The organism is Burkholderia sp. AU16741 (assembly GCF_002223345.1).
GTDB classification, from domain to species: Bacteria; Pseudomonadota; Gammaproteobacteria; order Burkholderiales; family Burkholderiaceae; genus Burkholderia; species Burkholderia sola.
This window is the reverse complement of the sequence record NZ_NKEZ01000008.1, coordinates 1,440,776-1,454,796: the sequence shown is the minus strand read 5'-3', so window position 1 is coordinate 1,454,796 and position 14,021 is coordinate 1,440,776. Positions and strand designations below refer to the sequence as shown.

The following is a 14,021-nucleotide window of genomic DNA, read 5'->3' as shown; positions in this document are numbered from 1 at the left end:
GGCATCGCGCCGGGGCTTCGATCATTTCAACCACCACGCTGGACGGGAGACCACCCATGAAGAAGATTTCCGCGCCGTTCGCGGCGGCCGCGCTTGCGGCCTGCGCGCTGCTGGCGGGCGTTCACCAGGCCGCGAGTGCGGCGTCGAACGCCGAACCCGCGATCGACGCGCACTACGGCGCCATGATCGAGGCCTATACGCAGGACATGGCCGCCGCGAAGGCGAAGTACGACGGCAAGCGCGTCACGTTCGTCGGCGCGGTGATCCGGATGGGCAGCGACCCGGGCGGCACGTACTTCGGCGCGCTGACGGCCGACGGCGAGCAGTTCGACACGCATTTCGACGTGGCCGACCAAGAGGCGCTGAAGCCGAAATTTCCCGGCGGCGAGATCAAGCCGTTCGTTACGTCGGCGGCGTTCCGGTTCAGTTGCGTGAACGAAGGCTATGTCGATGCCCCGGTGCTGCCGGGGTTGAAGCTGTCGCATTGCCGGCTCGCCGATTGAGCCGCGCGATGGGCGTGCGCCGGCGTGCGATGGTCAGGCGGGGTCGGGTGGCAAGCACCCTCGATCGGTCGGGAATTCAGGTGTATTGACCGATGGGCGGCAGGATCGCCATCGATCGTCTCCATGGCGGTGGTTGGCCGCCGCGGTCGGGCGGTCCATCTACCATCTACCGATCTACAGATCGAGTACCAGCAGGTCGGTTCGCGATCGCGAGCAGCACGGCATGAACTGGTCGCCGGCCGCCTTTTCGTCGTCGGTCAGATACGCATCGCGATGATCGGGCTCGCCTTCGAGCACACGCGTCAGGCAGGTGCCGCACACGCCTTGCTCGCACGACGTCAGCACGTCGACGCCGTTCGCCGCCAGCGCCGCGATCACCGTGCATTCGGCCGGCACGTCGATCACCTTGCCGCTGCTCGCGATCCTGACCTGGAATGCACGATCCGCGCCGGACGTTGCCACCGCGCCGCCGAAGAATTCGTAGTGGAGCCGTGCGTCGGCCCAGTCGCGCTCGCGCGCGGCGTTCAGCACCGCATCCATGAAGCCGCGCGGGCCGCATACGTACAGATGCGTGCCGTCGGGCGCGTCGGCCAGCACGGCAGCCAGATCGAAGCGTTGCGCGGGATCGCCGTCGTCGACGTGGAAGCGGACGCGATCGCGAAACCCGGCCGCCTTGATGCGCTCGACGAAGGCCATGCGATCGGCCGAACGCGCGCAGTAATGCATGTCGAACGGGACGCCGGCCGAGCACAGCCGCTCCGCCATGCTCAGAACCGGCGTGACGCCGATCCCGCCGGCGAGCAACAGATGATGCGGTGCATCGGACGCGAGCGGGAATTGATTGCGCGGCAGGCCGATCCGCACGGTATCGCCTTGCCGGACTTCGTCGTGAATCGCGCGCGACCCGCCGCGGCCGTCGGCCTCGCGCAGCACCGCGATCTGATAGCGATCGCGTTGTTCCGGGTGGTTGCACAGCGAGTACTGGCGCACGAGCCCGCCCGGCAGATGCACGTCGATATGCGCGCCGGCGTCGAAATGCGGCAAGGGCGAGCCGTCGTCGCTGACGAATTCGAAGCCGCAGATGTCGCGCGCTTCCTGCCACTTGCGCGCGACGCGCACCGTCAATGTCGCGTCGCTCATGACGCCTCCCTGACCTGCGCGACCGGAATCACGGGCCGCTGCGGGCTCGCGGCGTTTTCGGCGGCGAGCAGCCGGTCGATCACCTTGCGCGACAGCACGCCGCCGGCGTCGATGTTGAGCTTGAGGAGCGTGCGCCCGGGCCATTGCTCGAGATTGCGCTGCTGTCGCTCGAGCATCTCGAGATCTTCCGCGAAGATCTTGCCCTGGCCTTCGCGGATCTCGGCGGTCAGCGCGTCGTCGTCGGGCCGGAAGTGGCGCGCCATCCCCCAGAAGTACCAGATCGACGTGTCGGTCTCCGGTGTGATGAAGTCGACCACGATCGACGACGCCTTCTTGTTCGCCGGCGCGTCGTAGCCGCCGTGGCCCGCATGCGCGACGCCCACTTCGATCATCACGTGGCTCGGCGGCGTGAAGCGGCAGATCTGCCAGCGGTCGACCGGCACGTCGTCGGCGAGCCCGTTGCCGCGCAGCGCCATCCGCCAGAACGGCGGCGGCATCACGTTCTCCATGAAGCGGCTCGTGACGACTTCGTCGCCGTGGCTCGCCGTCTTCGGCGGCGCTTCGTCGATTTCCTTCTGGCCGATGCTTGACGCATGCACGTAGGTTTCGTGCGTGAGGTCCATCAGGTTGTCGATCATCAGCCGATAGTCGCAGCGGATGTGATACAGGCCGCCGCCGTGCGCCCAGGCCGGGTCCTCGGCCCACGCCAGCGCAGGCAGCTTGGCGGGATCGGCTGCGGACGCGTCGCCCGGCCAGACCCACACGAAGCCGTACCGCTCGACCGCCGGGAAGCTGCGAATCGCCGGAAACCCGCCGACGCGCTGGCCCGGCATGCCGGCCGTCTTGCCGTTGCAGCCCATTTCGAGCCCGTGATAGCCGCACACGAGCACGCCGTCGCGCACGAAGCCGAGCGACAGCGGCGCGCCGCGGTGCGGGCAGAAATCCTCGAGCGCGGCGACCTGGCCGTCCGCCGCGCGGTAGAACACCATCGATTCGTTGCAGATCTTGCGGCCCAGCGGCTTGCCGTCGATCTCATCGGGCGTGCAGGCCACATACCAAGCGTTCTTCAGAAACATGTTCGTTGTCTCCTTTCGGGGCGGTGCCGCCGGGGATGCGGCCCGATCTTCATTCCGTGTACTGAATGAGATTCAGTGTACTCATTGATATGGGTCGGGACAAGGCGAGCGGTATACTGGTTTTCCCGGGAAATGGCGCGACGCGGCGCCATGCCGACGGTGCGCGCCGCCTATGTCATCGACTCATCCATGGAAAAAACGAATTCCGCCGACCTGCCGGCTTTCCCGATCGACCTGTACGACGAACCCGGGCACCTGATCCGGCGCGCGCACCAGATCGCGGTCGCGATGTTCTACGAGAAGCTGGGCCGGGACGTGACGCCCGTGCAATACGCGGTGCTGCGGATGCTCTACGAGAATCCGGGGCTCGACCAGGTGACGCTCGCGCAGCGCGTGGCGCTCGACACGTCGACCACCGCCGATCTCGCGGTTCGGCTCGAAGCGAAAGGATTGATCGTTCGCGAGGTGCTGCCGCGGCGTCAGCGGCGCCTGCTGTTGACGCCGGCGGGCGTCGCGCTGCTCACGCACCTGATGCCGTCGGTGAAGGAACTGCGTGCTGGCCTCTTCGACGGAATGGGCGACGACGATTCGCAGGAACTGATGCGGCTGTTGCGCAAGTTCGTGCATTTGAACAACGAGCAAAGCCGCGCGCCGCTGCGGGTCAGCGAGGATTCGTAGCGGCGGCGCGCCGTGAGCGATGGCGCAGGGGCTGCGGCGAGGCGGCCGTCGCGCTGCCCATCCGCGTCACGCGCGTGACGCTTGCCCTTCCAGCCGCCGCACGGCTTCGGCTACTTCGTTCCTGAAGCGCACCAGCGCGGCCTGCTCCGGCGCCGGCGGCTGCATGGCGGCCCACAGCATGTCGATCAACTGCGTGGCCGTCGTTTCCGTATCGAGCTTGCGGTGCCCGAGGATCGCATCCCACAGCACGTGCTCCATCGGCCCGAACACCATCGAGCGCAGCAGGCTCAGCGGCAGATCCGCGCGAACCTGCCCGGCCGCCTGGCCGCGCGCGAGCACGTCCATCAACGGCGCCGTGTAGCGGCGCTGCAGCGCGGTGAGCTCGTCGCTCAGCGCATGCTGCTTGGCGCGCCCCTCCGACAGCACCAGCGCGCACAGCCCCGTGCCGTTCACGAGCATCAGCCGCAGGTGGGTGCGCACGATGAACGCGAACTGCTGCTGCACCGATGCGTCCCGCGGCATCCCGTGCTCGAACGCGGCGATGATCTCGTCGTACCAGTCGGCGATCACGCGCGCGCACAGCTCGCGCTTGCCGCGGAAATAGCTGAACACCGTCGCCTCCGACACGCCCACGCGCTGCGCGATCTCGGCGGCCGTCGCATGCTCGTAACCCTTTTCGGCGAACACTTCGCGGCCGGCGCGCAGGATGTCCTGCACGCGCTGCTGGGATTTGCGCCCGGCGGGGGCGCGCGGCGTGTCGGCGCGGTCGGCTTTGGCGGTGGCGGTCATGGTGTCGGCGGGAGCGGCTGTCATGTTCCCATCATATCTGAGTATCACTCAGAAAACTATTGACGCCGAACCCGGCGAGGCGCGAAACTGTGCAAAATTTCCGCTGTATTGGTCAATGAATAGCCGTATTCATTCGATTTGAGCAAAACTCAGAAATCGGTGAATGCGACACACTTTCTGGAGACGGAGGAGACATGATCAACCTGCCCGGCGTGCAATTCATGCTCGGTGAAGACATCGAGATGCTGCGCGACGCCGTCGCGACGTTTGCGGCGAAGGAAATCACGCCGTGCGCGGCGGAGGTCGACCGCACCGACCAGTTCCCGATGGATCTGTGGAAGAAGTTCGGCGATCTCGGCGTGCTCGGCATGACCGTCTCCGAGGAATACGGCGGCGCGAACATGGGCTACACCGCGCACATGGTCGCGATGGAAGAGATCTCGCGCGCATCGGCGTCGATCGGCCTGTCGTACGGTGCGCACTCGAACCTGTGCGTGAACCAGATCCACCGCAACGGTACGGAAGCGCAAAAGCAGAAGTACCTGCCGAAGCTCGTATCGGGCGAACACATCGGCGCGCTCGCGATGAGCGAGCCGAACGCCGGCTCCGATGTCGTCAGCATGAAGCTGCGCGCGGACAAGCGCGGCGACCGCTACGTGCTCAACGGCACGAAGATGTGGATCACCAACGGCCCCGACTGCGACACGCTCGTCGTCTACGCGAAGACGGACGTCGAAGCGAATGCGCGCGGCATCACCGCCTTCATCGTCGAGAAGGGGATGAAGGGCTTCTCGGTCGCGCAGAAGCTCGACAAGCTCGGCATGCGCGGCTCGCACACGGGCGAACTGGTGTTCCAGGACGTCGAGGTGCCGGAAGAGAATATCCTCGGCCAGTTGAACGGCGGCGTGAAGGTGTTGATGAGCGGCCTCGACTACGAGCGCGCGGTGTTGTCGGGCGGCCCGACGGGCATCATGGCCGCGTGTCTCGACGCGGTGGTGCCCTACATCCACGATCGCAAGCAGTTCGGCCAGTCGATCGGCGAATTCCAGCTGATCCAGGGCAAGGTCGCCGATATGTACACCACGTTCCAGGCGTGCCGCGCGTACCTGTACGCAGTCGGCCGCCACCTCGACTCGGCGGGCAGCGACCACATTCGCCAGGTGCGCAAGGATTGCGCGGGCGTGATCCTCTACACGGCCGAGAAGGCGACGTGGATGGCCGGCGAGGCGATCCAGATCCTCGGCGGCAACGGCTACATCAACGAATACCCGGTCGGCCGTCTGTGGCGCGATGCGAAGCTGTACGAGATCGGCGCCGGCACGAGCGAGATCCGCCGGATGCTGATCGGCCGCGAGCTGTTCGCGGAAACGATGTAACGCCCCACGTCACGCGAACGGAGCCCCGTCGATGCCGATCATCGAATCGAAACTGAACCCGCGTTCGGAAGACTTCCGCGCGAATGCCGCGGCGCTCGAGGCGGTCGTCGCCGACCTGCGCGCGAAGATCGAACAGCTCGCGCAGGGCGGCGGCCAGGCCGCGCGCGACAAGCACCTGTCGCGCGGCAAGCTGCTGCCGCGCGACCGCATCGCGCAACTGCTCGATCCGGGCGCGCCGTTCCTCGAGTTCTCGCAGCTCGCCGCGAACGGCATGTACAACGACGACGCGCCGGGCGCGGGCGTCATCACCGGCATCGGCCGCATTGCCGGCCGCGAATGCGTGATCGTGTGCAACGACGCGACGGTCAAGGGCGGCACCTACTACCCGATCACCGTGAAGAAGCACGTGCGTGCGCAGGAAATCGCCGCGGAAAACCGGCTGCCGTGCGTGTACCTCGTCGATTCGGGCGGCGCGAACCTACCGAACCAGGACGACGTGTTTCCCGATCGCGACCACTTCGGCCGCATCTTCTTCAACCAGGCGACGATGTCGGCGGCGGGGATCGCGCAGATCGCCGTCGTGATGGGCTCGTGCACGGCCGGCGGCGCCTACGTGCCGGCGATGAGCGACGAGTCGATCATCGTGAAGGACCAGGGCACGATTTTCCTCGGCGGGCCGCCGCTCGTGAAGGCCGCGACCGGCGAGGAAGTGAGCGCCGAGGATCTCGGCGGCGGCGACGTGCATACGCGCCTGTCGGGCGTGGCCGACCATCTCGCGCAGAACGACGCGCATGCGCTGTCGATCGCACGCAACATCGTCGGTCACCTCGCACCGAAGATCGTGCCGCCCGTCGCGCTGCGCGAGCCGAAGCCGCCGCGCTACGACGCGAAGAGCCTGTACGGCGTGATTCCGGTCGATACGCGCAAGCCGTTCGACGTGCGCGAGGTGATCGCGCGCATCGTCGACGATTCGGAATTCGACGAATTCAAGGCGCGCTTCGGCACGACGCTCGTCACGGGCTTCGCGCACATCTGGGGCCATCCGGTCGGGATCGTCGCGAACAACGGCATCCTGTTCTCCGAATCGGCCGTGAAGGGCGCGCATTTCATCGAGCTGTGCTGCCAGCGCAAGATCCCGCTCGTGTTCCTGCAGAACATCACGGGCTTCATGGTCGGGCGCAAGTACGAGAACGAAGGTATCGCGCGGCATGGCGCGAAGATGGTGACGGCCGTGTCGAACGCGAAGGTGCCGAAGTTCACGGTGATCATCGGCGGCTCGTTCGGCGCCGGCAATTACGGGATGTGCGGCCGCGCGTTCGGCCCGCGTTTCCTGTGGATGTGGCCGAATGCCCGGATCTCGGTGATGGGCGGCGAGCAGGCCGCGTCGGTGCTCGCGACCGTGCGCCGCGACGGCATCGAGGCGAAGGGCGGTTCGTGGTCGCCCGAGGAGGAGGATGCGTTCAAGCAGCCGATCCGCGACCAGTACGAGCGCCAGGGCCATCCGTATTACGCGAGCGCGCGGCTGTGGGACGACGGCGTGATCGATCCCGCGCAGACGCGCGACGTGCTCGGGCTCGGCCTCGCCGCGTCGATGAACGCGCCGATCGACGACACGCGCTTCGGCGTGTTCCGCATGTAACGCCCGGGAAAATCGATCGATGCGATACGAAACGATCAAGGTAAGCGAAGCCGGCCGCGTGGCGACCGTCACGCTCGCGCGTCCCGACGTGCGCAATGCGTTCAACGAGACGGCGATCGCCGAGCTGACCACCGCGTTCGAATGGCTCGATGCGCACGAAGGCGTGCGCGCGATCGTGCTCGCCGCGGAAGGCGCCGCGTTCTGCGCGGGCGCGGACCTGAACTGGATGAAGAAGATGGCCGGTTACTCGGACGACGAGAACCGTGCCGATGCGCGCAAGCTCGCGCGGATGCTCGAAGCGATCCATTGCTGCGGCAAGCCGGTGATCGCGCGCGTGCATGGCGACGCGTATGCGGGCGGCGTGGGCCTCGTCGCGGCGGCCGACATCGCGATCGCCGCGGACGGCGTGAAGTTCTGCCTGTCGGAAGCGCGGCTCGGGCTGATTCCCGCGACGATCGCGCCGTACGTCATCCGTGCGATGGGCGAGCGCGCGGCGCGGCGCTACTTCACGACGGCCGAAGTGTTCGACAGCGCGCGCGCCGCGTCGCTCGGCTTCATTCACGATGCCGTGCCGGCCGGCGCGCTCGACGAAACGGTCGCGAAGCTGGCCGCGACGCTCGTCGCGAACGGCCCCGATGCGGTGAGGGCGTGCAAGCGGCTCGTCGCCGACGTGGCCGGCCGCGCGCTCGACGCGACACTGATCGAGCAGACCGCCGACTGGATCGCGAAGACCCGCGCCGGCGCCGAAGCGCGCGAAGGGATCGCGTCCTTCCTCGAAAAGCGCACGCCGTCGTGGCGTGAATGATCGCGTGACCTCAACCTTCCGGACGACATCGAAGCCATGTTCGACAAGATTCTGATCGCCAACCGCGGCGAAATCGCGTGCCGCGTCGCCGCGACGTGCAAACGTCTCGGGATCGCGAGCGTCGCCGTCTATTCCGACGCGGATGCGAACGCGAAACACGTGGCCGCGTGCGACGAGGCCGTGCATATCGGCGGCTCGGCCGCGGCAGACAGCTACCTGCGCATCGAGCGCATCATCGAAGCCGCGCGCGCGACCGGCGCGCAGGCGATTCACCCCGGCTACGGCTTTCTGTCGGAGAACGAAGATTTCGCGCACGCGTGCGAAGAGGCCGGCATCGTGTTCATCGGGCCGCCGGTCGACGCGATCGCGGCGATGGGCTCGAAGGCTGCCGCGAAGGCGCTGATGCACGCGGCCGCCGTGCCGCTCGTGCCCGGCTATCATGGCGACGACCAGGATGCGGCCAACCTGCATCGCGAAGCCGACCAGATCGGCTACCCGGTGCTGCTGAAGGCGAGCGCGGGCGGCGGCGGCAAGGGGATGCGCGTGGTCGAGCGCTCCGGCGATTTCCCGGCGGCGCTCGCGTCGTGCCAGCGCGAAGCCGCGAGCAGCTTCGGCAACGACCGCGTGCTGATCGAGAAATACCTGACGCGCCCGCGCCACGTCGAAGTGCAGGTGTTCGGCGACACGCACGGCAATACCGTCTACCTGTTCGATCGCGACTGCTCGGTGCAGCGCCGTCACCAGAAGGTGCTCGAGGAAGCGCCGGCGCCCGGCCTGCACGAGGACGTGCGCCAGGCGATGGGCGAAGCGGCCGTCGCGGCCGCGCGCGCGGTGGGCTACGTCGGCGCGGGCACCGTCGAATTCATCATGACGGGCGAAGCGTTCTACTTCATGGAGATGAACACGCGCCTGCAAGTCGAGCATCCAGTGACCGAGATGGTCACGGGGCTCGATCTCGTCGAATGGCAATTGCGCGTCGCGTCGGGCGAACCGCTGCCGCTGAAGCAGGAGGAACTGCGCGTGCGCGGCCATGCGCTCGAGGCGCGCCTGTACGCGGAGAACCCCGCGCGCGGCTTCCTGCCGTCGACGGGTACGCTGAAACACCTGCGGTTGCCGGCAGGCGTCGAGTTCGACGTCGGTGCGGCGGTGCGTGTCGATAGCGGCGTGCGTGAAGGCGATGCGATCACGCCGTTCTACGACCCGATGATCGCGAAGCTGATCGTGCACGGCGCGGATCGCGCGGAAGCGCTGGGCCTGATGCTGCGTGCACTGCGCGCGTGCGAAGTGGTCGGCCTGCACACCAACGCCGCGTTCCTGCAGCGGATCGTCGCCTGCGAGCCGTTCGCGATCGCCGATCTCGACACAGGGCTGATCGAGCGCAACCACGATGCGCTGTTCGCGCCGCAACAGCCGCCGCGTGCGATGCTTGCGCTCGCATGTGCGGCACTGCTCGCACGCGAACGCGGCGGCGGCGCGCAGGAAGGCGCGTCGCCGTGGCGTTCGCTGCCGGATTGGCGGCTGAACGGCGGCTATCGCCGCACGCTCGAATGGCACGCGGTTGATCGCGAAGCGGACGTGACGGTCACGTACGACGACGCCGGCGCCGGCGCGCGCATCGCTGTGGGTGACGCGGCCCCCCAACCGTTCGCGTGGACGCGCGGCGCCACGCCGCTCGATTTCGACGTGACGCTGGGCGGCGTGCGCAGCAGCGGCCGCGTGTATGCGGACGGCGACACGTTCCACGTGTTCACGCAGGGCGCGGCCGAGACGTTCGAATGGCGCAACCTGCTTGCGCATGCGGGCGACGCGGAGCAGGGCGGCGGCCGCCTGACCGCGCCGATGCCCGGCAAGGTGATCGCGGTGCTGGTCGAGCCGGGGCAGAAGGTCGAAGCCGGCACGCCGCTGATCGTGATGGAAGCGATGAAGATGGAGCACACGATCGGCGCGCCGAGCGCGGGCGTCGTCGCGGAAGTGCTGTACGGCGTCGGCGATCAGGTGGCTGATGGCGCGCAGTTGCTGATGATGGCGGAAGGCTGAGTTGCATACGCGTGAGGGCCGTTACCGGCTCTCACGTACGGACCGTCGTGCCCCGTATTATTCGAGCGTCCCGGACGCTATCCGACTGTGAATACTTGATGTGCCTGCATCAGGACGACATTGCATTCTTGTGTCGCGACCGTCGCGCTCGTCGCGCATAGACAAAAACAAATAATTTGCGTGTCGCATCTTCCAGATTTTTGAATAATCCCGGGATTCTCGCCGGCGACCGGCCGCTCGACATGCGCTGTAGCGCTGCCTTGCACCGGTTTGCCCATTGCAACAGTTGTTCAAAGATCGAAACCGGACCCGCCCGGACTTCTTCGCCAAAACGAACTGGCTGCTTCCTCTTGTGGAGAAAGGCTGCACGCGATCGCGACTGCTTTCCGGGGTGTCCGGTAAATCAGGCTCGATTGGAGAAACGGCTGCGCGTTCCTGCCCATGCTCGACATGGTTGCGTTAGCGTAATCGCCGGAATGTGCGGCCCGGTGTCCTGCGCAATGTAGCCGAGAGAAAGACTGAGATGGCGAACAAATATAAATACGGAATTCATATCGACCTTACCCCGCCAGAACTTTTCTGCCTGATTGTTATCGACGTGGCCTGTGATGAATTGGGTATCGATGATGCTGTCGGGATCGCAATGATTTTGTTAGGTCAGCGGTTCGTGCCGACCAGAGGGAAATTCGGCGGAGCGGTCAAGGGGACTTCGATCGCATCCAAGGTATCGAGAAAGGTGTTGCCCTATGAATTCAAGTACAAAATTCTGCCGACGGTAACGTCATTCGGGAGTCTCCTGCTGCTCAAGATCAAATTTACCCGGGAGCTCGGCGCCTTTGTCGGGCGGGCCGTACCGGTGGTCGGTTGGGTCATTACCGCTATCGATATATCGGTCATCATGTATCGCTCGACAGTCACGTACAATCGCTTGGTCAAGCAGGAGGATCGCTTTTAATGGACGGTCGTCTGATAGAGATGGTGCGGGATGAGGCCGATTCGCCACTATGGGGCGCGCTCGAGATTACCGAGGACACGGATCTCTGCATCGATCTTGAAATTTCCGACAGGGCCATGTTGAGATTGATGCGGAGATTTTCGGAAACGTTTGGTGTCGATATTTCTGATTTCGACATTGATTATTATTACCCTTCCCGGAAACTGGGAAGGGGCCGATTCTTGATGACGGTATTCAGGTCGCCATTTAGTGCCGACGCCAGGGACAAAATACTGGAGCGTCCGCTCACCATCAAAATGATGAAGACGGCGATTGAAACCGGGCGGTGGACGATGTAACGGTTCGAAAAAGGGCCAGTCGATGGCGCACCTGTCATTTCCGCACCAACGCGGTGATCTGCATGCGCGTCGGCCCCTGTCGCGCGACACCATCGTGTAACACGTCGAACATAGCATCTCGGCGTCGATATGACCGGCGCGGGGTTCGCGTCCGCGTCACGTCATCATCCTCACGGAGAACCGTTATGCGAACGTCGGCCCTACGGCCTTTCGCGATCGTCGGCCTGGTCGCGCTGACCGCCGTCCTCGGCGCCTGCAACGACGACCTGACCGCACCGGCCGCGCCCGTCGCGCAGCAGAAGGCCGCGTGCGGCGGCGCCGTGGTCGCCACCGCGCAGATGCGCTGCCCGCCGGGTTTCACCGCGCCTGCTTCGTCGCCCGCTTCCTGATACCGGCCGTTTCCACCAGAAATCCCATCAAGAGCAACCAGCATGGCCACTCATTCGCGACGCGATTTTCTGAAGTTCTCGGCCGGCCTCGCCGGCGCGACCGCCGCCACCGCACTACTGCCGGAATCGATCCGCAAGGCGCTGGCGATCGAGCCGAACACCGTGACGGGCACGATCCAGGATGTGCAGCACATCGTCGTGTTCATGCAGGAGAACCGGTCGTTCGACCACTACCTCGGCCACCTGAGCGGCGTGCGCGGCTACAACGACCGCTTCCCGGTCACGCTGCCGAACGGCAAGCCGGTGTGGTTCCAGCCGCGCCAGGAGGACAAGTCGAGCGTGATCGCGCCGTTCCGCTACGACACGACCAACCCGGGCGTCAACGCGCAATGTATCGGCGGCCTGCCGCATACGTGGGCGACGACGCACGGCGCGATCGACAACGGCCGCGCGGACCAGTGGGCCGTGCAGAAGTCGAACATGACGATGGGCTATCACGTTCGCGACGACATCCCGTTCCACTACGCGCTCGCGGATGCGTTCACGGTGTGCGACAACTACTTCTGCTCGATCCCGGGCAACACGCACCCGAACCGCATGTACCTGATGACGGGCATGGTCGATCCGCTCGGCACGGGCGGCGGCCCGCTGCTCGACAACACCGACTACATCGACAATCAGTTCGACAAGGTCCAGCTGCCGCCCTTCAACTGGACGACCTACCCGGAACGCCTCGAAAAAGCCGGCATCTCGTGGCAGATCTATCAGCAGGGCACCGGGTTCGACAACTTCACCGGCAACTACGGCACGAACATGCTCGCGTGCTTCGACAACTTCGTGAACGCGCCGGCCGGTTCGTCGCTGCAGACGCGCGGGATGAGCACGCGTCCGATCACGCAGCTCAAGGCCGACGTGCAGGCGAACGCGCTGCCGCAGGTGTCGTGGCTGCTGCCGCCCGCCGCGTATTCCGAGCATCCGAAGTTCACGCCGTTATACGGCGCGTACTACCTGTCGACGATCCTCGATGCGCTGACGTCCAATCCGGACGTGTGGAGCAAGACCGTCCTGCTGATCATGTACGACGAGAACGACGGCTTCTTCGACCATGTCGTGCCGCCGTCGGCGCCGACGCTGCCCGGCTCGGGCATGAGCACCGTGGACGTATCGCTCGAGCGGCACAACGTCGTGACCGCGACGCAAGCCGGCACCTATACGGCCGACAACCTGCCGTACGGCCTCGGCCCGCGCGTGCCGATGTTCGTCGTGTCGCCGTGGTCGAAGGGCGGCTTCGTGTGCTCGCAGGTGTTCGATCACACGTCGGTGCTGCAATTCATCGAGAAGCGCTTCGGCGTGGTGGAGACCAACATCTCGCCGTGGCGCCGCGCGATCTGCGGCGACCTGACCTCGGCGCTCGACTTCTCGAGGTCGGATGCGACGCTGCCGACCCTGCCGAGTACGCAGGCGTATGTCGCGCAGGCGGATCTGCAATGCTCGCGGGCGTCGTCGCAGACGGCGCCGGCCAGCACCGCGCAGCAGGTCGTGACCGCGCAGGAACCCGGCACGCGCCCGGCGCGCGCGCTGCCGTACGAATTGCATGTCACCGGCCAGTTGCAGGCGCAAGGCTATGCGGTGACGTTCGCGAATACCGGCACGCAGGGCGCGCACTTCTGGGTCTATACGGGCGACCCCACCGCGATGCCGCGCCGCTATACGGTCGAAGCGGGCAAGCAACTGACCGATACGTGGGCGCTCGATGCGAACGGCAACTATCTGGTGAGCGTGTGGGGGCCGAACGGCTATTTCCGGCGCTTCGCGGGTTCGGCCGCCGCGGATGCCGCTGCCAAGCCTGAAATCACGCCGTGCTACGACACCGCGAACGGCGACGTTTACGTGACGATCGCCAATGCCGGCACCGGCCCGCTCACGGTCACGGCAACCGATGTCGCATACGGCGGCGCGGCACGCACGCTGACGGTCCCGGCCGGGCAGCGCGTCGAAGCGCACTGGGACCTGTCGTGCAGCAGCCATTGGTACGACCTGCAGTTCGCGGTGGCGGGCAATGCCGGCTGGACGCGCCGCATCGCGGGCCACGTTGAGACCGGCAAGCCGAGCATTACCGACCCGGCGGCCGTGGCGCCGACGATCGCGGCGATCTGACGACGGCAACCGATGCAAGGACGCGCCGGCCGGTTGCATCCGGCCGGCGGGCCGATTGGCACGGTCGGGCCGGCCGCTGACCATCCCTGACAGTGTGCGGCCGGCGCTCCGCTAGAATGCCGGATCGCCGCCGCTTGAC

13 protein-coding genes are annotated in these 14,021 nt (G+C 66.2%); 10 read left to right on the top strand and 3 right to left on the bottom strand.

The features are described from left to right. The first annotated feature begins 56 nt into the window (after positions 1-56). A complete protein-coding gene (locus CFB89_RS26970) occupies positions 57-503 on the top strand; it encodes a hypothetical protein (protein WP_089470507.1) in 447 nt (148 codons plus the stop codon). Positions 504-677: 174 nt separating this feature from the next. Here the strand turns inward: CFB89_RS26970 and CFB89_RS26965 are convergent, their stop codons facing one another. Both CFB89_RS26965 and CFB89_RS26960 read right to left on the bottom strand, forming a co-directional pair. Then, positions 678-1,643 carry a PDR/VanB family oxidoreductase gene (locus CFB89_RS26965; RefSeq protein ID WP_089470506.1) on the bottom strand — a complete coding sequence of 322 codons (966 nt, stop codon included), beginning with the start codon at positions 1,641-1,643 and terminating at the stop codon, positions 678-680. Next, positions 1,640-2,719, bottom strand: a complete 1,080-nt coding sequence (locus tag CFB89_RS26960; RefSeq protein WP_089470505.1) for an aromatic ring-hydroxylating dioxygenase subunit alpha — start codon at positions 2,717-2,719, stop codon at positions 1,640-1,642. The genes CFB89_RS26965 and CFB89_RS26960 overlap by 4 nt, the downstream gene beginning before the upstream one ends. A 189-nt stretch (positions 2,720-2,908) precedes the next feature. On the opposite strand from CFB89_RS26960, the gene CFB89_RS26955 reads away from it, so the two are divergent. Then, a complete protein-coding gene (locus CFB89_RS26955; protein WP_089470504.1) occupies positions 2,909-3,397 on the top strand; it encodes a MarR family winged helix-turn-helix transcriptional regulator in 489 nt (162 codons plus the stop codon). A 66-nt stretch (positions 3,398-3,463) separates the two neighbouring features. Here CFB89_RS26955 and CFB89_RS26950 read toward each other — a convergent pair whose 3' ends face one another. Next, positions 3,464-4,210: a TetR/AcrR family transcriptional regulator gene (locus CFB89_RS26950; protein WP_089470503.1), complete on the bottom strand. Its 747-nt coding sequence runs from the start codon at positions 4,208-4,210 to the stop codon at positions 3,464-3,466. Positions 4,211-4,380: 170 nt separating this feature from the next. Between CFB89_RS26950 and CFB89_RS26945 the strand changes: the two genes are divergently transcribed. The 8 genes from CFB89_RS26945 (at position 4,381) to CFB89_RS26910 (ending at position 13,882) form a co-directional block, all read left to right on the top strand. Continuing rightward, on the top strand, positions 4,381-5,562 hold the full coding sequence (locus CFB89_RS26945) for an isovaleryl-CoA dehydrogenase (protein WP_089470502.1): 1,182 nt from the start codon (positions 4,381-4,383) through the stop codon (positions 5,560-5,562). A gap of 31 nt (positions 5,563-5,593) precedes the next feature. Then, on the top strand, positions 5,594-7,201 hold the full coding sequence (locus tag CFB89_RS26940) for a carboxyl transferase domain-containing protein (protein WP_089470501.1): 1,608 nt from the start codon (positions 5,594-5,596) through the stop codon (positions 7,199-7,201). 19 nt (positions 7,202-7,220) lie between these two features. Then, positions 7,221-8,006: an enoyl-CoA hydratase/isomerase family protein gene (locus tag CFB89_RS26935; RefSeq protein ID WP_089470500.1), complete on the top strand. Its 786-nt coding sequence runs from the start codon at positions 7,221-7,223 to the stop codon at positions 8,004-8,006. Positions 8,007-8,042: 36 nt separating this feature from the next. After that, a complete protein-coding gene (locus tag CFB89_RS26930; RefSeq protein ID WP_089470499.1) occupies positions 8,043-10,043 on the top strand; it encodes an acetyl/propionyl/methylcrotonyl-CoA carboxylase subunit alpha in 2,001 nt (666 codons plus the stop codon). A 523-nt stretch (positions 10,044-10,566) separates the two neighbouring features. Next, positions 10,567-10,998 (top strand): STM2901 family protein, encoded by a 432-nt coding sequence (locus tag CFB89_RS26925; protein ID WP_089470643.1) that lies wholly within the window; start codon positions 10,567-10,569, stop codon positions 10,996-10,998. Then, positions 10,998-11,336 (top strand): DUF1493 family protein, encoded by a 339-nt coding sequence (locus CFB89_RS26920; RefSeq protein ID WP_089470498.1) that lies wholly within the window; start codon positions 10,998-11,000, stop codon positions 11,334-11,336. The genes CFB89_RS26925 and CFB89_RS26920 overlap by 1 nt, the downstream gene beginning before the upstream one ends. 185 nt (positions 11,337-11,521) lie before the next feature. Further along, positions 11,522-11,725: a hypothetical protein gene (locus tag CFB89_RS26915; protein WP_089470497.1), complete on the top strand. Its 204-nt coding sequence runs from the start codon at positions 11,522-11,524 to the stop codon at positions 11,723-11,725. Between the two features lie 42 nt (positions 11,726-11,767). Further along, positions 11,768-13,882, top strand: a complete 2,115-nt coding sequence (locus CFB89_RS26910) for a phosphocholine-specific phospholipase C (RefSeq protein WP_089470496.1) — start codon at positions 11,768-11,770, stop codon at positions 13,880-13,882. Positions 13,883-14,021: the final 139 nt, after the last annotated feature.